This is a genomic window from Streptomyces sp. NPDC006385, from assembly GCF_040612485.1.
Taxonomy (GTDB): domain Bacteria; phylum Actinomycetota; class Actinomycetes; order Streptomycetales; family Streptomycetaceae; genus Streptomyces.
In genome coordinates this window covers 1-18,944 of record NZ_JBEXQG010000088.1, presented here as the reverse complement: position 1 = coordinate 18,944, position 18,944 = coordinate 1, and the positions used below count along the sequence as shown (strand labels likewise).

The following is an 18,944-nucleotide window of genomic DNA, read 5'->3' as shown; positions in this document are numbered from 1 at the left end:
GTAGATCATGACCACCGCACCACACCCGACCGCCGCCCCGCCGGTCGATCTCGCCAAGCCGGAAGCTGATGACCACGGCAAGCCGGCCACCCAGGAAATGCACTACGCCCGCGCCGAGCTCGCCCTGGCCCTTCCTGACCACCTCGCCCTGCGCGAAGTGCCGCTCACCCCGGATCCGCTCGAGGCCCTGGCCAACGCGGTAGCCGACGTCCGCGAGGACCTCGGCGAGAGCGCCGACGTCGTCCTGGACCTCGTTCCCGTCGCCCCGAACCGTGTCAGCAGCCGCCGCCGGCGCCTGCTGGCCCAGGCCCGCCGCAACCCCGCCGACGGGCCGGCCATACCCGGCATGCCGCAGCAGCGCGGCAACCGGTTCGGCTTCGACCTCGGCCAGGTGATGTCCGAGATTGCCACCGAGATGAAGGGCAACCAGGGCGGTGGTGCCCGGCAACGGCAGCACCAGCAGCGCGCTCATCGCGTCACGGACATGAAGGCCGCCATGGGCAAGCTCGCCCCCGGCGCCGAGCCCGTCTTCTCCATGCAGTTGCTCGTCCGCACCTGCGCGCGCGACGAGTACCGTGCCCGGATGCTGCTGGACCAGGTCCTCGCCGCCCTGGAGCCGTGGTCCGGCGACAACCACCTGCGCCCCGTCGGGCTCCACCTCGGCGTCACCCGCCTCCGGGCGGACCACTGGCTCCACCGGGGCAAGTTCGACCGCCGTTTCGAGACCGGGCTCTTCATGCCCCGTCGGCACTCCTGGGTGACCGCCCAGGAGATCGCCGGGCTGCTCAAGCCGCCCACCAAGCACAACATGGCCCCGAACATCGCCCGCTCGGGCGGAGTCGTCCCGCCGCCGCCCGCAGCGCTCCCGACGTGGACGGGACAGCGAGGCCTGCTGCCCCTGGGGTGGGTGGCCAAGTCCGGCGGCGGGGAGCGCCTCGCCGGCGTCCCGCTGAAGTACCTGCTCTTCGCCCTGTTCCTTGGCAAGTCCGGCTTCGGCAAGACCGAGATGTCGCTCGTGCAGGCGATCGCGATCGCCCACGGCGGGTACGGCGTGCTCTTTCTCGACCCTCATGGTGACGGCTGGGTGCGCGCTCGCCCCTACCTGGCCCACAAGGAACTGGCCGACCGGATCTGGGAGATCGATCTCACGAGCCCCGAGCTCGACAAGATGGTCGGCTCCTGGAACCCGCTGTCCATGGAACGCCGGCGCGAGTCCGAGATCCCCGACATCGTCCAGTACATCGTCACCGGCTTCGCCGCGGCCCTGAACTGGTCCGACTCCGCCGGGCGTGCGAAGACCATCCTCACGCGCGCGGTCGAGTCCCTGGTGTACCTCTCCTGGCACGTCTGTCGCGCCGGCCGGCCCGACCTGGCCCCCACCGTCTTCCAGATCCGCACGATCCTCACCGATGCCGTCTGGCGCACCAGCGTCTTGCCGTACCTGCCCAAGGACATCCGGGACTTCTGGGAGAACGTCTTCCCGGGCTACAGCAAGGAAGCCATCCCGGTCGTCACCAACATCATCGAACGGCTCTCGTCTAGCAACGCGATCAAGGCGTTCCTCGGGTCAAGCCGGTCGACGTACGACATCCGGCACGCCATGGACACCGGGAAGATCGTTTTCGTCTGCCCCGCCGGCACCGGCGACGTCGACCGCATTATCAGCTCCCTGCTGATCTACGACCTCTTCCGGGCCGGCCTGTCACGGCGGGACACCGCGCCCGACCAGCGCCGTGACTTCTATACCTTCATCGATGAGCTGACCAGCGTGGACGGCGCCTCCAAGGGCACGCTCGCCCAGATCACCGAGCAGCTGCGCAAGTACAACGTGAAGCTGCTCGCCATGACGCAGATGGCGCAGCGGCTGAGCGCCACCACCCGGCAGGGACTGCTGCAGAACCTGTCCATTCTGTCGACGACCGCGTCCGACGTCGACGAGGCGACGCTGGTCACCCGCCGCTGGGGCAAGAAGGTTGCCCCCGACACAATCGTCCAGCTCAACCGGTACAGCTACGTGATGTCTGTGACCCTCGAAGGCGGCACGACCGACCCGTTCCGCGTCCGCGGCGCCTCGGTGGAGGACCTTTACGGCGACTACTACCGGCCGCAGAACGAGAAACTCCTGACGCAGGCCATCGACGAGAACCTCCAGCGCCGCTCAGTCCGCGACATCCTCACCGACCTGCGTCGACTGGACCTGCGGCTGCGCCGGTTCCTCGTCACCCTCCCCGTCCCGCCGGACGACGACGAGCCCGCCGCCGATCTGCCGGCCGACGAGCCCGAATCTGACGAGACCGCACCGCGCGACCCCGAAGGCCCGGACGGACCGGCCGGCGGCACCGCGTCCGGTGACGTGCAGGCCAAGCCGCGCGTCCACGACAGCGAAGGCACCGTCATCAGCGGTGCGGCGCCGGACCCGGCCGATGAAGCCCACGACAACGTCCACCCGATCAACCCACACCAGAACCAGTCGAGGATCGGATGAACCTGCCCCCTGTCGAAGCGACCGCCGCGGCAGCGATCACGCGCAGTTTCCACGCGATCAGCGGCGAGGTTTTGGAACTGCTGTACCAGCACCGGGTGCTCTCCACTCAGCAACTGCACGTGCTACTCACCCCGCCCGAGAAGCGACCGGCCCGCCCCGTGTACCTGCGTCGGCAGCTCGGCGAGCTCCACAGGGCAGGGCTGGTCGAGCGGATCCGGGCGAAGGGGCCCGGTGGCCGCGGGCGGCTACAGAGCCAGCCGTTCCTGTGGTTCCTGACCGAAGCCGGTGCCGAGTCCGTGGAGGAGGCCGGTGAGCTGCCCCCGCGGCCATACCGGGTGACGCCCGAGGCCGTCGCCGGTGCTCGCCAGGCGCACACGCTGGGGGTGAACGAAGTCGGCATCGCTTTCGTCGAGTGGGCTCGCCGACTGGGTCACGAGTGCGGGCCGCTGGACTGGACCCCTGAGGTCGCCAACCGGATCCGCGACGGTCAGCGTCGATTCGAGGACGACCACGTCATCAGCGACGCCGTCCTCAACTACGTACACGTAGAGCGTGGCGGCCGCCGGACGATGCTCAGCTTCTTCGTCGAGTTCGACCGTGCCACGATGACCTCCGCGCGGCTCGCCGCGAAGCTCGAAGCGTACGGCCGGCTGTACGAGTACGTTCCACAGAGCGCGGACCGCGCGCGCCGGACCTCGAACGCGACCCGGCCAGCGTGGATGTACAACTATCCGGTCTTTCCCCGCGTCCTGGTGGTCCTCGACGCGGCACCCCCGAAGGCCGGGGAGCCGGACCGGCGGGCCCAGCGCCTGGCCGCCCGTACCGAAGACCTGTACGCGCGCGCCGGCGCGGACGTCCGTCTCAGCCGGCTGAAGGGCGACATCAACATCGGCGTCACCACCCTGCAGCAGCTCCAGGAGCACGGGCCGCTCGCCCCGATCTTCACCCCGTTGCTGCGTGGCACGCCGACCGCCCGCCCCGCCCCCACCGACCTCTACCTCGCCTCGAAGTGACCGGCCGCTCCCCGCGGTCTTGAAGGAAGCAGCGCCATGACCAGTACCTCGCTCGAGGTCCCGCCCGACGGCGGGAGCATGATCCGGCTCACCGAGATCCTGCACCGCAGCGTCAAGCTGCGGCAGCGGCGATTCGAGATGCTGCCGCTGCGCGGCCAGGGCGCGCCCTTCACCGAGCCCCACGCCCGCAACCCCTCCGACTCCCTGCCGCCGTCCGAACTCGCCGACTTGATCTCCTCCATGTCCGTCATCGGCCTCTTGGAGCCGGTCCTGGCCGAGGAGATCGTCGTCGACGGCAAGGCGCCGACGATCCGCCTGGTCACCGGGGAGCGCCGCCTGCGCGCCATGCGCTGGGGCGCCGTCAATAGACCGGACAACCCGCACTTCCAGGCCCTGCCGGCTGTGGTCTGCCCGGGCCCGTTGTCCGAGGAGGAGCGCCACATGTGGCGCTTCGTCGAGAACTTCGCCCGCGAGCCCCTCCGCCCCGGGGAGCAGGCCGCCGCGTTGCTGTACCAGCGGTGCGCCATTCTCGTCGGCAAGCTCCTCAAGGCCGGCAAGCCCGTGCCACAGGAGGTTTACGCGATCCCCGACCCGGCCGAGCGGTTCCTTGCCCTGGAGAAGATTCGCGGCACCGACAGTTCCTGCGCCGCCCCCTGGAGCGAGGTGCTGGACCGCCTCGGGCTGCAGCTCAACGAACGCAAGGCCAGCGAGCTCGTACGTGCCTTCCGCGCGCTGCCCCGGGACCTCACCGAGGAGATGGACGAAGCCGCGATCCGTCTGAACACCCGGATCCGGTTCGCCGAGCTCCGCAACGGCCGGGCACAGGCTGCAGAGGGCATCTGGGCCGCCTTGAAGTCCTCCAAGCGGCTCCACCTGCTGCCGACCGCCGTGAACGTCGGCCTGGAGGACCCCGACCTCGGACCAGAAGAGATCATCGCCGAAGCCGAAGAGCGGCAGGACACGGCGAACGCCGGCCGCCGGGCCAAGCTCACCCGGGTGCCCACGCAGACGGAGGACCAGGAGGAACCCGAAGACGGCGAGGACGTCGGAGACCCCTCGGCACTCGGCCCAAGCACGGTGCCAGAGGTCACACAGCCCGGCGATCCGTTGGCGCCCGCGGCGCCAGCAGCGGCCGCAGATGCGATGCCCGCCGACGGGCCCCCGCGTCGACCGGCTGTGGAGTCGAACACGATCCGCACCGCGCTGGACGGGATCCGGGGGCTGCTGGCCGAGGTCCGGGCCGGCAAGGAGATCGCGCGGTACGACCGTGGCTCGCTGCTCCTCGCCCTGCGCGAACTCAGTACCCACCTCGACGACGCCCCCATCGACGGCGCGACGGACCACGATGCAATCAGCGAAGGAAGCGAAGCAGCATGACCAGTGTCTCCCTGCCCATCCCGACCGTCGGCGTGCCCCTTCCGGGCCGCGGCTGCGACTGCAACAGCTGCGCCTTCTACGCCGGACCCGACGGCCGGGGAGGCCCGGCGACCGTTGAGCCCCTGTGCACCGGCCAGAACTCGGACTGCCGGTTCTGCGGGTGCTCGGCGGCCGAGGCGGACGCGCCGGCGAACGCGTGCGTGACCCGCAAGTGCCCAATCCGGTGCGGGAGCCGTACCGACATAGCCGGGTGGATGGCCGACGTGGGCGGCACCCTGACGTTCGACGACATCAGCGTCGACAGCACGCTGCCCGACGGCCTGCCATCCTTCATCCCCATGACCGACGGCTCCGCGGTCACCAAGCTCGACGCCAGCCTGAACTGGCCGGCCTACGGCGTCGGACTGCGACGCGTGTTCTCGCCCGACACCCACACGCTCTACAAGCGCTTCACCGAGCAGACCGCCCGCCAGGCCCTGGCGCTCGGGGACCACCAGAAGGCCGTGCTGGTCGGCTACGGCGAGGACCCGCTCGTCGAAGCCTTCTGGACTCGCCGCGGACGCGACAGGCTCGTCGAACGCATCGCGGAGCAGGAATGGGACCTGGTGCTCTCCTGCAACTACTCGATCTATGGCGACTGGCCGCGGACGGAGCACCTGCTCAACATGCGCCGATCTCTCCTGCTCGCGCAGGAGTTCGCCGAGGCCGGTGTGAACGTCGTGCCGAACGTGTACTGGTTCCGGCTCGAGGATCTCCAGCGCTACCTCTCGTGGATCGAGGACACCCAGCCGGCCGCCATTGCCATCAACGTGCAGACCGTCCGTGACAACGCCGACTGGGACAGCTGGGAGCGGCCCGGCCTGCACTGGCTTGCCGAGAACCTTCCCGAGGACCTGCCGGTCATCCTCACCGGCCTGTCCCGGGCCAACCGGATCGCCGAGATGGTCCAGATCTTCGGCTCCCGGCTGACGCTGATCTCCCAGAACCCGCACCAGTACGCCCTGCACGGCGCGATCATGACCCCCAACGGCCGCGAGGACGTCCATGCCCGGACCGAGGATGCCTTCGCCGCGACGGTCCAGTACATGGCCTCGCTCCTGCCGAGCCGCTGAAACTTCTTCGCCCGCACTGTCACACCGGCGGCTCCTCCCACACCTGTAGCAGGTGAAACGACCTTTGGGAGGAGCCCCCGTGAACACCGAACCCAACCCCACCATCGCCGAGACCGCGGAGCTGTCGACGGCCGCTCCGGCCTGGCGACTGTGGATTCTGCTCGTTTGGCACCCCGCCCTCGGCCTCCCCGTCGATCCCGTCGCCGTGCTCGGCCTCGACGAGAGCCGACAGCCGGCCGAGCGTGTCGTGCGCTGGGTGCCCCTCGTCTACGAACAGGCCGACCCCTGGCGCGAGCGCCTGGGCCAGACCACCACCAGCGAGGACATCGAGCGCTGGATCGCGCACTCCGGCGGCGCGTGCTCGCTCGAGCCGGCCGACGTCCCGGAAGGCGCGCTCGACCTCACACACGCAGCCGACCTCGTTCTTGACGAACTGCTCGCCGAGGTCATCCCTGCGCTCCCGTCGCGGGGTGACGGCTGATGGGCACGGGCAGCAAGTCCTCCCACGCCTCCTACGCGGTGGGCCCCACCACGGCGTCCGAAGCAGACGACGTAGTGGCCGAAGCGCCGGCGCAGGCGATGTCCGAGGAAGAAGTCCAAGCCAAGGCCGACCTCCTGATGGCGATGAACCTCATGGAGGAGATCGCCGACCCTCCATTCGCCATCGACTTCGAGGACGCAGTACCGACCGACCCGGTGGAGCGGTACGACCTCTTCGTCGGCCAGGTCGAGCAGGCTCAGGAGGCCATCGAGAAGCTGAAGGAAGCAGGCGCCTCCGAGGAGGAGATCGAGGCCCACACCAAGGCGCTCAAGGCGCAGACGCTCGCGTACCTGAACTCGCTCGACGAGGATGACCTGCGCGAGATCGCCGAGGCCAAGGGCTTCGAGCACCCTGCGCTGGTGGGCCTGTCCGGCAAGGGCCAGCATCCCCTGGTCCACTGGCTCGACCCCGCGTACCCGGGCGACATCCCGTCCAAGGAGAAGATCCAGGCCGCGGCGCTCAACCGGTACAACGAGTTGCTCGCCGGCAAGACGGTCGGCGGAATGACGCTCGCCGACCTGCACGAGATCGAGGGCACCGAGCCGCCCCTCAGTGGCGGCGCGTGGAAGGCCACGCCGGACGACGTCGCGGCCTCCGCCCAGGCAGTAACCGCGTCGATCGACGCCTGGAACGAGGCGTCGAAGACCTACGGGCCCCAGTGGCAGGAACAGCGGGCCGAGGCCCTGCAAACGATGCTCGCGGCCGAGCAGAAGCTGGCCTCAGCCGACTGTCCTGAGCTCGGCGAGGACCTGGCCAAGACCAAGGCCGAGGCCAAGTTGGCGGTCGATGAGGTTCTCACGCAGACGTACATGCACCCGAAGGTGGTCCAGCCCTCTGTGCAGGAGGCTCTCGCCTCGGGCCAGCTGAGCGAGACCGAGGCGATGCATCTCGGCGGCCACCAGCTTGTGGCTCTGATGCGGCCGAACACGCCCGAGAGCGAAGTGGAGTCGCTGAAGGCCCTGGCGGTCAAGCGGCAGGAGCAGCTGGCGAACCTCGACGCCGGCTACGCCGCTCACATTGCGATGGCTCCCGAGGGCGGGCAGCCGTTGAACCTGCCGTCGGCTGGCGACCCGGGCGCGCCGCAGGCGATCGCCGCGTGGGCGAAGAACGCCGGCGACGTCCAGGACATGCAGATGGACGTGAAGGGCTGGTACGCCTACACCCAGCAGGGGGGCGCCAGCGACACCCCGTACGCCGAGCACCCGGCCCTGGGACCGGGGAAGCACCTCCACTCTGGCGATCTGACGAGCGACTTCAAGGCGTGGGCCGCGAAGCAGAAGCTCTCCGACCTGCGCGCCGTCGCGGCCGAGCTGGGCATGGACAACAACGCCAAGGCCACACGGGCCCAGGTCCAGAACTACATCGCCGCGAGCTTCAACAAGAAGTACGACCAGCAGGCCATCAAGGACAAGGTCAACGCGGACGTCGCCAAGAAGGAGGCGGCCAAGGCCGCCAAGGCAGCGGGCACGGCGGCGCCTGCGGCGAAGCCCGATGCGGGTTTGGCCTCCGACGAGGCGGTCCAAGCCCTGGCGAGCAAACTGCCATCGAACAGCACCGGCGCCAAGGCGAAGCCAGCGAAGACCCCAAAGCCGGGGTCGTTCAACGCCAACGTCCAGGCCATGATGGCGGCGGTACAGCACGCCAAGGCGACCAGTCAGGACCTGCCGGCCCGTGTCGACGCCAAGGAGGTCGCGAGCTGGAACTTCGGGTCTGGCACCAAGGCGTCGAACCTGGGCGGCACGTACGCCAAGACCGTCCATGTTGGCCCTGACGGCTCGCAGTGGATGTTCAAGGCTGACCACAACCACGGCGGTGCTCTGGGGCACACCGAAGCCGCCGCGTCTCACGTCCTGTCGCTGGGCGGCGTACCGGCAGTGCCGGTGTACCACCACAAGAAGGCCGACGGCACGGCTGGCTCCATCCAGCCGCTACTCAAGGACGCCAAGCCGTTCACGTCCAGCCCGAGCCAGTGGACTCAGTTCCAGGTCGACGCGATCGTCCGGTCGCACGTCGGGTCGTGGCTCGTCGGCGAGCACGACGGTCACCAGGACAACTGGCTGGCCACACCCTCCGGCGGGCTCGTGCAGATCGACCGCGGCCAGGCCTTCAAGCACTTCGGCGCCGACAAGCTGTCGGTCGACTACGCCCCCAGCGGCGGAGGCGGGTTCACCCCCGTCCACCAGAAGCTCTACCAGGCGGCCCTGGGCGGTGGTCTCGCCAACGGGGTCAAGATCAACCCGGCTGCCGCACACCCGGTGATCAAGAAGTTCGAGTCCATGCCGGACGCGCAGCTGCGCTCCATCCTGCATTCCACCGCGCACGAGGGCGCCAAGGCCGGCGTGGCGTGGGTGCCGCACATGCGCAGCCGAGCGGCCAAGGCCCTGAAGATCCCGCAGTCCCAGGTCACGCACGACCAGATCGCCACGGCGTTCCTCGACCACGCCGTAGAGAGGAAGAACAACTTGCGCCAGAACTTCTCCGACTTCTTCGTCAAGCAGCTGGGCCTCCCCTCCGGCGCCTCCCTCAAGCACGGCGGTGGTAACTGATGGGAACCGGGTCCAAGTCGAGCCACCAGAGCTACGCGGTCAGCCCCACCGCGCTCGCCGAGGCCCCTGCCGCCCCGTTGGACATCACCAGCGCGCCGGCTACGGGCGAGGGGACTGACCTCACGGGCGCGGCCGCGGGGGGCCAGGCGTTCGAGGTGCCCGAGCTCCCCGAGGTCGAGTCGGCTCCCCCTGCGGAACTTCCGGTCGACGAGACTCCGCCGGCGGATCTCGACGCGCTCCTGGGCGGCGCTGAATCTGCTCCCGAGCCTGTCGTGTCCGCGCCGCCGCCTGAGGACGAACTGGAGGAGGCGTCTGCCGAGGCCGAGGGTGGCGTGGCCGAAGAGGAGCTGCAGAGCAGCGGTGAGGAGCCGCCGGCCGACCAGGCTGTGCTGCTCCAGGCCGAGGACATCGAGGAGGTCCAGGAGGAAGAGGAGGAAACGGACCCTCCGCTGACACCGGTGCCAGCGGCGCCTCCGGTCGGCGAGCCCACCGGCACGCCGATCCTGGTGGGCGGCGACGACTTCATCAACTCCGAAGCGACCTTGGTCGCCTACGACTCTCCGGACGGGCCACGGGAGGTGCTGCTCACGCACATCTCCGAGGAGGCCGAAGAGAAGCTCCTCGACGCGCTGAGCATCCCCGGCACGCACATGGAGGAGATCCAGGTGGAGGAGGAGGTCAAGGAGCGCCTCGACCTCGACAAGGAGAAGAAGCTGGCCGAGCTGACCAAGACCGCGGTCAGCTCGGTGCAGCACAAGCTGAAGACCGGCTCTCCGATGTCGGACGCGTCGATCGCCAAGCACCAGGCCGCCGTCGACGCTGTTTCCGCCGTCCTCAACGATCCGTCGATCAGCGACGACGAGAAGGCCATGGCCCAGCACTACATGGACCAGCTGAACGTCGTAAAGGACAAGATCGACAACGGCGGGGCGCCCATGCCGTGGATGGACGCGTACGAGGTGACCGCGACCAAGATGGTCACCAAGCAGATACCCGTGCCCAACGGGGACCCGGAACCCGGCACGCTCGCCGCGACGGTCCGCAAGGCCAGCCGGATCAAAGCGAACCTGAACCCGGAAACCGGGCAGACCTCGTGGGACGGCGTCACCCGCTCCTCCGCCAACGGCACGGAGTACGAGATCGACATGGGCGATGGCTGGAAGGCTGTCTATCGCCCCTACAAGGAGAACGATCCCAAGACCACGGAGTACTCGCTACGGGGGCAGCTCGAGGTCCATGCCCCTGCGGGCGCCGGCCACGGTAAGGACCTCGTGGAGCGGCTGGAACAGCTGCACCTGATGAACAAGCCGATGACCGCAGCCGAGGGCGAGTGGACGTACCTGGCCAACAACATCAAGGCCCAGGGGCTGGAGGGTGCCCCCGGCATGAAGGCCGCCATGGAAACGGCTCAGGGCCTCCAGGATCTCCAGGTTCAGGAAATCGTGCACCAGCGCATGGAGTCCCTCATGGGTCTCGACAGCGACGCTCTGCAGACGGCCATGAAGAGGATCCACCTGGAGGCGTCCCACAAGGTGCTGCCGATGAAGGTCGAGGTCGTCCGGGACGCCGTCGCTAAGGCCTCCGGATTCGCCAGCGGCGCCGAACTGGCGGCCAGCCCGGGCTACGAGCCGACGCCCTCGACCGGAGGGAAGTGGCTGACCTGGTCGCGCTTCGACGTGACCGGTAAGAAGGCCGAAGTCCAGGAGGCGTTCAAGGGCCGGTCTCTGACCCACAATCTCAACGGCGGCGATCTCGCCAGCCTCCTCGGAACCGGGGTCCTGGCCTCCACTGAGAAGCGGGCCGTGATGGGCATCGGCGGCGGGCTCGGCATGAGTGAGCAGGCCGACAAGATGACCGGTGGCGCCAACTCGGTGTTCCTGCGCGTCAAGAAGACGCCCTCCAAGCCGGGCGGCGGACGGCTGATCTGGGACGACCCGAGCGTGCTCATGCAGCGCAGCGACTACTACGCCTACAACGGCGACCACTACGGCGCCATCAACCCCGCGCACGGCCACTACAACGCGGGGGCGATCACCCGGGACCCGATGAAGATCGCCAAGTTCACCGGCAGCAGCAACGAGATCATGTTCCGCAACGGGATCGACCTGCTCGGGGCTGAGGCCCCCAGCCGGATCGTGTGCCACACCGCCGCGGAGCGCAGCAGCATCCTCGCCTCCCTCACCTCTCGGGGTATCACACAGCTGGGCGGGAAGCCCGTCGAGGATGTCCTGTGCACGGAAGCCGACTACTACAGCTGATCAGGAGCGACTTGATGACAGCAACGCAGCAGCAGTGGCGCCAGCGGTTCTCGGACCTCATCGCCGGCAACCACAGTCCTACTGGTGACCCGGTAGACGCCGGCGCGCGCCTGGTCGTGTCGGACCCCGACGGGACGGAGGTCTTCCGCGCCGCTCTCGCTCGCCACCACCGCTTCGAGGACGACGGCGACCAGGTCGTGTGGATCAGGCCTCTGGTCGGCGGCCAGGACACCGGGGGCGGATACCTGTTCAACCTCGGCCTGACTCGGCGGCGATCTCTTCCGGTGGTGCGGGCCGATCTCGTGGCCGACGGGGTGGAGATAGACCTGGCCTCGGGGCAGAAGGCGCGGATAGAGCCGGCCGACGGCCCTGAGCTTCAGGAGCTGATTCGCTGGGACGACTTCACCAACCGTCTCACCCCCGAGGAGGAGGCCGCACTCGAGCGGCTGGACGCCGACTCCTGGCACGGACGTTATGCGTGAGCGGCCTCGTCGCCGCTGCCGAGGGGCGGCCGGGGGGCGTGTTGGCATGATGTCCTCGCGGCCCGACAGCCGAGAGATGACCGGCCGGCCCCGGTGCCGGGATGGCCGGCTGGACGATGTAGACGCATGTGCCGGACCGCACTCGAGAGGAGGAGAACCATGGCAGATCGAGCACATCCGGTGACTGAACAGCGGCACGCTGCCCTGCGGAGCCCGCTGCCTGAACACGAGCGCGACCTTCCCGTCGACGTGCACTGGCTGCGTCGGCGCGCCAAGATGTTCTCGGCCGTGTCCGGGCGCGAGTTCCACCTCGTCACTGACCTCGCGGCGTACGCCTCGGTCAGCGGCATGCCCTACCTCTCGCACTATGCCGCCCAGGTGTACCTGGGCCCGAAGTCCGCACGGTTGAAGGTTCCGTTGATGGCCATGAACCTCGGGCTGGTGACCACGCGCGAGGAGGCCGATCGCGCGCTGGCGCACGAGACCATGCACCTGGTCGTTCCTTCGTACGGACACAAGACGGCCGCCTTCGCCCGTGCTCAGCTCCTGCTCGACAAGGTCGGACAGCTCGCCGCCGCGCCCGCGTAGGTCACGTCCGCACCGAGCCGGCCGGCCATGCCGCTGCCTACCTGTACGACTCCCCCTAGGCGCAGCGACTGGCCGGCCACCCCTTCCCCCCGAGTGTTGCTTATTCGTATTTCAATGTGTAGTGTCATTCCTGTTGGGCGGGCGATGCCGCAGACCGGAGCCGCTGTTCGCGGCCTTCGAATCAAGCCCCTGTGACCACGACGCACGTACCAGCGTGCAATCCACGGGCCCAATCCTTCTCGGAGACCCCATGCCGAGCACCATGAGGAAGCCGTTCAACTACGTCGAGACCGCGGCCGTACAGGCCGCAATGAAGCGCGCACGGACCGGTCAGGCTGGCCAGGTCGGCCCGGACCCGGCCCTCCACAGCGAGGACGCCGAGCTGCGCTGGGTGGAGGCAGTGCTCCGCCACCGCCTCTCGCTCCACTCCCTCGACCGCCCGGTCGGCATCCGCGCTCAGAACGACGACACCCATCCGCTCGTCGCGAATGGCCGGCACTTCCCCGCGGTCGCGCTCACCATCCCCTTCGCGGACAGGACGCTGGACTTTCTCGCGACCTACAACGACCGCGGCCGCCTCACCTTCGACGTCATCGCCCCGTGCGCCCAGTGCGGCAAGCCGGTGCCCACCGAGGAGATCAACTCCCTGGAGGACTTGGGCGACTACCTCCTCCAGGCGCGCGACACGCTCGGAGGATCCCCCCGCCTCCGCACCTCCCCGGCGCACGCCACCGACTGCCTCGCGCGCGGCAACTGACCGCGTTTCCCCTATCCCTGGCGCCCCCGGCTGTATCAGCCGGGGGCGCCCTGCATGGAGCGGTCCCTCACCATGACGACAACCATTCCTCCCGCCGGCGCCGACGATGGGCTCGGGCGGGCCGAACCGGGCCCAAAGCCCGTCCCTGACTCGCACGGCCCCTTCGGCCGGGTGGTCACCGCCCCCGGAAACGCCGCGACAGGGCGTCATCGACGTGGGTGACGTGGCTGCTGTTCATGGTCCCGCTGTGCATCGCCGAGTTGCGAGAGGTCTCGGAACCCGACATCGAGCGCCTCGCGGCGCGGGCGGTCGACCTGATTTCCAGCCACGGTGACGACGCCCAGTACGGCGGCCACCACCAGCGCAGCGCGCGCACGGCCATTGCTCAGGGGCTCGCTGTGCTCGCGCGGGCCGACGGCGGAGTGACCGCGCTCGGGATCCACGCGTGCGTCCGCCCGCACCTCGACTGCCCCGGCCATTCACCCGCCCACCCCACTCTGCCCACGAGGAATGATCACAATGCCTGAGAGCACGAGCGCGACCGGCCGCACCACACGCAAATGGCTCCTCACTCAAAACTCCGATTTGAGGAGGATCGGCGTCTTCAACTGGACGCTTCCCGCATTCGTCATCGAATTGCCCGACGGGAGCCACTTCAACGTCTGCCCTCAGGCAGGTGTATGCGCTCAGCTGTGCTACGCCAGAGTCGGCACGTACAGGTTCAAGAACGTACGCGCAGCACACATTCGGAATCTCCTTCTCTGTCGGGACACTCCGGAGGAGTTCGAGAGGCAGATGACGGAGGAGCTGAGACACAAGCGGTACACCGGCAAGTGGATTCGTGTACACGATTCAGGCGAGTTCTTTTCCGACGATTACCTTCTCACCTGGATGCGCATCATGCGCAACTCACCGGGCGTGCGCTTCTACTGCTACACCAAGGAGATCAGCCGTTTCAAGCGGCTCGTCGTGAACGACGCGCCGGATAACTTCCTCTGGTGCTACAGCCTCGGAGGGAAGGAAGATCACCTTATCGACCTGAATACCGAAAGACATGCGGACGTCTTCCCCGACGTAGAAGCGCTGATCGCCGCCGAATACACCGACCAGACAGAGTCGGACCTTTTGTCGGTCCTCAGCGAGTCCCCTCTCGTCGGAATCCCGGCGAACCGGATTCCTCACCTTCTCAAGAAACAGGGGCGGGAGACCTTCGGCAGTCTTCAGCGAGCGCGCGACGAGAAGCTGCGCGCGAAGAACGAACGTGCGGGCCAGAGGTTCGCGCTGGCGCACTAAATCCCGCGGGGGTGTCTTCGGGGCCGGGTGGACATACGCCCGGCCCCGACGACACCCCCGTCGGCGTGCGGCGGCACGCGGACACGTTGCGTATTGTTCTCTCGGGATGTACTTTAGTGCCTCCCCCTGCGCGATCGAGGCCGGCGCCGTCTTCGAACCGATGATGCTGGCTCCACCTCGAGTTCGACCGACCAGGTCCCCACCTGCGGGACCATGACCACGGCCTGCGGGTCCACTGCCGGTCCGACAAGGAGTAACGGTGATTCCCGCCGACGCAGATGAACTGGTGACTACACAGGACATCGCGGAGAAGTACCAGGCCAACGAGGCCACGGTGACCTACTGGACCACGCTCCCGGGCTTCCCAGAGGGCTGGCCCGCCGGCCCTGGGCGGACCCTCGTGCGCGAAGCAGCTGAGGTGGACGCCTGGTTGAAGGAAAACCTTCCGGTCCACTGGGCGAAAGGGCAAGACTCGGACAACCCGTTCGGCCTGCCCGCCGGCGGCCCGAAGGACCTGGTGACTCTGTCGGACATCTGTGCCTGGGAGGGCAAGGCCCTCGGGCGGACGGAGCCAGTGCCGGAAGGCACCCTGCGCAGTTACATGTCCAAGAAGCCGCCGAAGATGCCCGGCCCTGACCGCGTGCCCGGAGACGGGAAAACGCCGGAGGTCACGGAGCGGATGTGGTTTCGCGAGACGGCCTACGCGTTCGTGAACCGCCCGCGGCGCATGCGCCGGCAGACGAAGGCCGAGGAACCGCCGGCCGGCGAGCAGACCCCTGCAGCCAGCAGCGCGCTGCCCAGCCGTTCAGCCACCGCGCGCACGGGGCACCTGGACGCCCATGCCATTGCGACCACGTACGGCGTCAGCGGGCAGACGGCCCGGGGGTGGATCCGCGCTGCAGGATTCCCCAAGGCCGACGAACTCGGCTACAGCGCGGCCGAGGTGGACGAGTGGATGCGCGAGAACCGCCAGCGGACTTGGGCCAAGGCCCAGCGCCGCGCAGAGCTGTCCGGCCATGCGTGGGCCGGATCATCGGCAACCGACGAGGACGCCGCCGTCTCGAGGGAGCTCGCCGAGCCGACGGCCTCGGCGGAGCCGGCCGCCGAGGCGCAGGGCGAGCAGGCGCACCTCACCGCAGAGATGATCGGTCCGCGGTATGGCGTTTCCGAGTACACCGGCCTCCAATGGACCAACGTCAAGGAGAAGCGCGAGGGAGGCAAGGTCGTTCGCCAGGCCTTCCCGGCGCCGCGGCGTACGCAGCCGCGTATGTACGACCCGCGCGAGGTCGACGCGTGGGTCGAGAAGCACCGTCCGCATGTCTGGGCGGCTTTCAAGGGAACCGGGCCGGCGCTGGTCCATGAACTGCCCGAAGGGGATCCACGGGACCTGCTGGACATCGACGACTTCGCCGAGGTGCTGGGCATGGCCACCCGTGGCGAGGCCCTCGTACGCGAGACGGTCCACGCTTACCACTCCCGGGGACAAATCCCGTTCGCCGACCGGACTGCGGGAGACGGCAAGAAGCCTCGGGTCTTTCAAGATCATTGGTACCGGGAGACGGTCTACAGGTTCGTCCTCAGCCGCAGGGGGCCCGGCCGCTTCGGCCCCAGGAGCTAGGAAGCCTCCATGGCCTTGTCCCGTGGAGCGTCTACCTGCTCGTGACCGGGTCGCTGAGCCGGCCTGGCAACCCGGCCGGCAGGGCAGACGGCCACTGGAAGCGCGAGAGCCCGCCAGTCAGACGACTGGCGGGCTCTCGGCTTTCGCGTACTGCTGCATGCGGCCGTGCCAAGGTGAGGTCCGATCGGGGACACGGCTGCGATGTCGTGCGTACCGACGGGGGCTCGGCAAGAGCCGTGATGCGGTGGATCCATTCGCGGCCTGCCTCATGCGTCGTCCCCGTCCGCTCGGGGTGACCGTCACCAGTTTCTGTCCTTGGCAGGGACGTCGCCCATAGGGCACCGCTGGGCGCGGTCTCCGGGTGGAGGCCACGCCCAGCGGTATGGCGCCCCGGGTCAGGTGCGCTTCCGGAAGAAGCGGCGGCGAGGGCGGGGCTTCGGCGGGTTCGGCGGCTGCCCTGCCAGCTCGTAGACGGCGTTGTGGAGCTGCGGGTGCGCCAGGAGGGACCAGTGCTTGCCCAGGGCCTCCCAGACTTCCGTCAGGGCGGTGCGGGGGTCGGTTCCCAGAAGCGTGCTGTAGGCGGCCGCCACGGCGGGGGTGCGCGAGCGGCCCGCAACGCAGTGGACGAAGACCCGCTTGCCCTCCTTGCGGAGGCGGAGAATCTGGCGTGCCGCCTGGTCGAGGGCGTAGTGAAGGTTGGGGTTCTCGCCTTCCTTGTCGACCAGCCAGACGCGGACGTGCTCGACGGCGGCGTGGGAGAAGATCGGCCCCTGTCCGACGCGGCACAGCGACACGACGGCATCGACGGGCGGTGCGCCAGCGAACTCGGTCTCGGTCATGGGGAGGTTGCCGATCAGGACGCCAGGGTCGGCGGGGTGCCGCGCGACGTAGCCCTTTCCGGCGTATCCGGGGATCTTGACGCGCGGGGCCGAGGGCCAGCCGTCACCGTCGTCCATGCCCTTGCGGGCGGTCAGGACGGCCAGGCGGACGAGATCGAAGCCGGACATCGTGGGCCAGCCGTTCACGGCCTGCTGCCAGGCGAGGGGGATGGCCGAGACGCCCCAGCGCGCGCCCAGGAGGGCGCCTGCGATCGCGGCTACGGTGTCCGTGTCGTTGCCCGCCCGGACGGCCGCTTCGGTGGCGAGCTGGAAGTGCTGGGCGGGGAACGATCCACGCTCCGGTGCCAGCTCGGGAACGGGCGTGCGGGTGATGGCGGACCACGCGGCCTGGAGGGCGGTGACGACGTACCCGTTGCGGTCCCAGTGGTGCGGCGGGTTCGCCTCCGCCTCGTCCAGCCTCGCGTGCCAGATCTCCTGCCGGTCCTCGGGAAGCAGCGCGATGCCGTCACGGACGCCGTCGAAGGTTCCTTCCAGCACGGCGACCCGGATGCCTGAGCACCACAGGATGCACGCCTCGATGCACTCGGGGTCGCTGTGGGTGAGGGAGCTGATCATGGTGGCGGCCCTGACCATTCCGTCCACGTCGTCCAGGTAGGCGAGGGCGACGACGCCGGTCCGCATGAGCGAGCCGTTGCCCGCGCTGAACCGGGTGCGTGCGGTGTAGGCGTCAGCTTCCGCCGTCATGGCCTGGGCGGGCGTGCCCGTCTTGTGGGTTTTCGCGGCGCGAAGGACGCTGCTGGTCTGGTTTCCGATGTCGGTGGCGCCCCCGTCGCGCCAGAGGTGGAAGTTGCGGGCGATCTGGTCGAGTGCGGTCTGGCTGGTGAGGTCGGTGCCGGTGGAGGCGACGGCGGCGATGCACACGTGCATCTGGGTGTCGTCGGAGTACTCGCCGGGCTTGTAGGGACCCAGGCCGCCGCCGATCATGGCGGGCCGTTCCTCGGCGCCCAGTCGGCGGGCGAACTCGTAGGGCACGCCGAGGGCGTCACCGCACGCAGCACCGAGGAGGACGCCGGCTGCGCGGTCGGTGGCGTGGACGTTGAGCGGGTGCGACGCCGGGGCCAGGGTGGGGGTCATGGAGTCAACGGGCTTCATCTTCACGGGTGTTCTCCCGAGGTCATGTGCTGCGTGCGTGGTCTGAGAAGGGAGGGGGCGGGGAGCGCGGCGTCAACTCGCTTCGCGCTCAAACCCGCTGTCGCTACGTCAGAATGGCACGGCCGAACAGCTTTCGTCAACATGACGATTAGCGTTGCGTGTTCCTTTTTCAATGTGTACTGTTATTGCTGTCGGAGGCGCTCGGACCGTCCTGGGTGACGCGCCCCCATTCCTTTCGTCGGCACCGCGCCCTGAATGTCAGCGGCCCTATGTCCGGCATCGAAGTGCACGCCAACTCACAGGAGTTACGCCATGAACAAGGCCCAGCTCATCGACGCGATCGCGGACAAGATGGGCGGCCGCCAGCAGGCCGCCGACGCTGTCGACCACGTGCTCGACGCCATCGTCCGCGCTGTCGTTGCCGGAGATCGCGTTTCCGTTACCGGATTCGGCTCGTTCGAGAAGGTCAACCGGCCGGCCCGCTACGCCCGCAACCCCCAGACCGGCGAGAGGGTGCTGGTCAAGAAGACCTCCATCCCCCGCTTCCGGGCCGGGCAGGGCTTCAAGGACCTGGTCAGCGGCGCCAAGAAGCTCCCCAAGGGCGAGGTCTCCGTCAAGAAGGCCCCCAAGGGAAGCCTCACCGGCGGCGCCCCCTCCGTGATGAAGAAGGCAACGGTCAAGAAGGCCACCCCGAAGAAGGCCGGAGCAGCGGCCAAGAAGACGGGCCCGGCCATGAAGGCCGGGGCGAAGAAGCCCGCCAAGACCTCCTCCAAGAAGGCGCTCGCCTGATCAGCCGTTGCCGGCCAGCCGCTGCACACCGTCTACGGGTTGGTGGCACTGCTGGCCGGCTGCGGCGTCCTGCTGGAGCAGCCCGTCATGTGGC

The 18,944-nt window shown here is 68.8% G+C and carries 14 protein-coding genes and 1 pseudogene; 14 read left to right on the top strand and 1 reads right to left on the bottom strand.

Annotated elements, in window-relative coordinates; translation table 11 throughout:
• Positions 1 to 7 precede the first annotated feature (7 nt).
• The 13 genes from ABZ078_RS38850 (at position 8) to ABZ078_RS38790 (ending at position 16,070) form a co-directional block, all read left to right on the top strand.
• A complete protein-coding gene (locus ABZ078_RS38850; protein WP_356583248.1) occupies positions 8 to 2,485 on the top strand; it encodes an ATP/GTP-binding protein in 2,478 nt (825 codons plus the stop codon).
• Positions 2,482 to 3,498 carry a replication-relaxation family protein gene (locus ABZ078_RS38845; RefSeq protein ID WP_356583247.1) on the top strand — a complete coding sequence of 339 codons (1,017 nt, stop codon included), beginning with the start codon at positions 2,482 to 2,484 and terminating at the stop codon, positions 3,496 to 3,498. The genes ABZ078_RS38850 and ABZ078_RS38845 overlap by 4 nt, the downstream gene beginning before the upstream one ends.
• Before the next feature lie 36 nt (positions 3,499 to 3,534).
• Positions 3,535 to 4,875, top strand: a complete 1,341-nt coding sequence (locus ABZ078_RS38840) for a ParB N-terminal domain-containing protein (protein ID WP_356583246.1) — start codon at positions 3,535 to 3,537, stop codon at positions 4,873 to 4,875.
• Positions 4,872 to 5,987 carry a DUF4417 domain-containing protein gene (locus tag ABZ078_RS38835; RefSeq protein WP_030381402.1) on the top strand — a complete coding sequence of 372 codons (1,116 nt, stop codon included), beginning with the start codon at positions 4,872 to 4,874 and terminating at the stop codon, positions 5,985 to 5,987. The genes ABZ078_RS38840 and ABZ078_RS38835 overlap by 4 nt, the downstream gene beginning before the upstream one ends.
• Positions 5,988 to 6,066: 79 nt before the next feature.
• Complete coding sequence (locus tag ABZ078_RS38830) at positions 6,067 to 6,468, top strand: hypothetical protein (protein ID WP_356583245.1); 402 nt, start codon at positions 6,067 to 6,069, stop codon at positions 6,466 to 6,468.
• Complete coding sequence (locus ABZ078_RS38825; protein WP_356583244.1) at positions 6,468 to 9,074, top strand: hypothetical protein; 2,607 nt, start codon at positions 6,468 to 6,470, stop codon at positions 9,072 to 9,074. The genes ABZ078_RS38830 and ABZ078_RS38825 overlap by 1 nt, the downstream gene beginning before the upstream one ends.
• Entirely contained in the window at positions 9,074 to 11,332 is a 2,259-nt protein-coding gene (locus ABZ078_RS38820; protein WP_356583243.1) for a hypothetical protein, read from the top strand. Before ABZ078_RS38825 ends, ABZ078_RS38820 begins: the two co-directional genes overlap by 1 nt.
• 14 nt (positions 11,333 to 11,346) lie before the next feature.
• Complete coding sequence (locus ABZ078_RS38815; protein WP_030381406.1) at positions 11,347 to 11,814, top strand: hypothetical protein; 468 nt, start codon at positions 11,347 to 11,349, stop codon at positions 11,812 to 11,814.
• A gap of 159 nt (positions 11,815 to 11,973) precedes the next feature.
• Complete coding sequence (locus ABZ078_RS38810) at positions 11,974 to 12,402, top strand: hypothetical protein (RefSeq protein WP_030381407.1); 429 nt, start codon at positions 11,974 to 11,976, stop codon at positions 12,400 to 12,402.
• A gap of 250 nt (positions 12,403 to 12,652) precedes the next feature.
• Positions 12,653 to 13,159 (top strand): hypothetical protein, encoded by a 507-nt coding sequence (locus ABZ078_RS38805; RefSeq protein ID WP_030381408.1) that lies wholly within the window; start codon positions 12,653 to 12,655, stop codon positions 13,157 to 13,159.
• Between the two features lie 218 nt (positions 13,160 to 13,377).
• Positions 13,378 to 13,686 carry a hypothetical protein gene (locus tag ABZ078_RS38800; RefSeq protein WP_356583242.1) on the top strand — a complete coding sequence of 103 codons (309 nt, stop codon included), beginning with the start codon at positions 13,378 to 13,380 and terminating at the stop codon, positions 13,684 to 13,686.
• Positions 13,679 to 14,452 (top strand): hypothetical protein, encoded by a 774-nt coding sequence (locus ABZ078_RS38795; protein WP_356583241.1) that lies wholly within the window; start codon positions 13,679 to 13,681, stop codon positions 14,450 to 14,452. The genes ABZ078_RS38800 and ABZ078_RS38795 overlap by 8 nt, the downstream gene beginning before the upstream one ends.
• A 259-nt stretch (positions 14,453 to 14,711) precedes the next feature.
• Entirely contained in the window at positions 14,712 to 16,070 is a 1,359-nt protein-coding gene (locus tag ABZ078_RS38790; RefSeq protein ID WP_356583240.1) for a hypothetical protein, read from the top strand.
• Between the two features lie 395 nt (positions 16,071 to 16,465).
• Here ABZ078_RS38790 and ABZ078_RS38785 read toward each other — a convergent pair whose 3' ends face one another.
• Positions 16,466 to 18,043: an ADP-ribosylglycohydrolase family protein gene (locus ABZ078_RS38785; protein ID WP_356583239.1), complete on the bottom strand. Its 1,578-nt coding sequence runs from the start codon at positions 18,041 to 18,043 to the stop codon at positions 16,466 to 16,468.
• Positions 18,044 to 18,373: 330 nt separating this feature from the next.
• On the opposite strand from ABZ078_RS38785, the pseudogene ABZ078_RS38780 reads away from it, so the two are divergent.
• Positions 18,374 to 18,847: pseudogene (locus ABZ078_RS38780) on the top strand (HU family DNA-binding protein); the annotation flags it as partial.
• Positions 18,848 to 18,944 lie beyond the last annotated feature (97 nt).

Excerpts from the sequence above, each read along its gene's own strand:
- ABZ078_RS38850 (WP_356583248.1), top strand. The coding sequence starts at position 8 with ATGACCACCGCACCACACCCGACCGCCGCCCCGCCGGTCGATCTCGCC.
- ABZ078_RS38845 (WP_356583247.1), top strand. The coding sequence starts at position 2,482 with ATGAACCTGCCCCCTGTCGAAGCGACCGCCGCGGCAGCGATCACGCGC.
- ABZ078_RS38840 (WP_356583246.1), top strand. The coding sequence starts at position 3,535 with ATGACCAGTACCTCGCTCGAGGTCCCGCCCGACGGCGGGAGCATGATC.
- ABZ078_RS38835 (WP_030381402.1), top strand. The coding sequence starts at position 4,872 with ATGACCAGTGTCTCCCTGCCCATCCCGACCGTCGGCGTGCCCCTTCCG.
- ABZ078_RS38825 (WP_356583244.1), top strand. The coding sequence starts at position 6,468 with ATGGGCACGGGCAGCAAGTCCTCCCACGCCTCCTACGCGGTGGGCCCC.
- ABZ078_RS38820 (WP_356583243.1), top strand. The coding sequence starts at position 9,074 with ATGGGAACCGGGTCCAAGTCGAGCCACCAGAGCTACGCGGTCAGCCCC.
- ABZ078_RS38815 (WP_030381406.1), top strand. The coding sequence starts at position 11,347 with ATGACAGCAACGCAGCAGCAGTGGCGCCAGCGGTTCTCGGACCTCATC.
- ABZ078_RS38810 (WP_030381407.1), top strand. The coding sequence starts at position 11,974 with ATGGCAGATCGAGCACATCCGGTGACTGAACAGCGGCACGCTGCCCTG.
- ABZ078_RS38805 (WP_030381408.1), top strand. The coding sequence starts at position 12,653 with ATGCCGAGCACCATGAGGAAGCCGTTCAACTACGTCGAGACCGCGGCC.
- ABZ078_RS38795 (WP_356583241.1), top strand. The coding sequence starts at position 13,679 with ATGCCTGAGAGCACGAGCGCGACCGGCCGCACCACACGCAAATGGCTC.
- ABZ078_RS38785 (WP_356583239.1), bottom strand. The coding sequence starts at position 18,043 with ATGACCCCCACCCTGGCCCCGGCGTCGCACCCGCTCAACGTCCACGCC.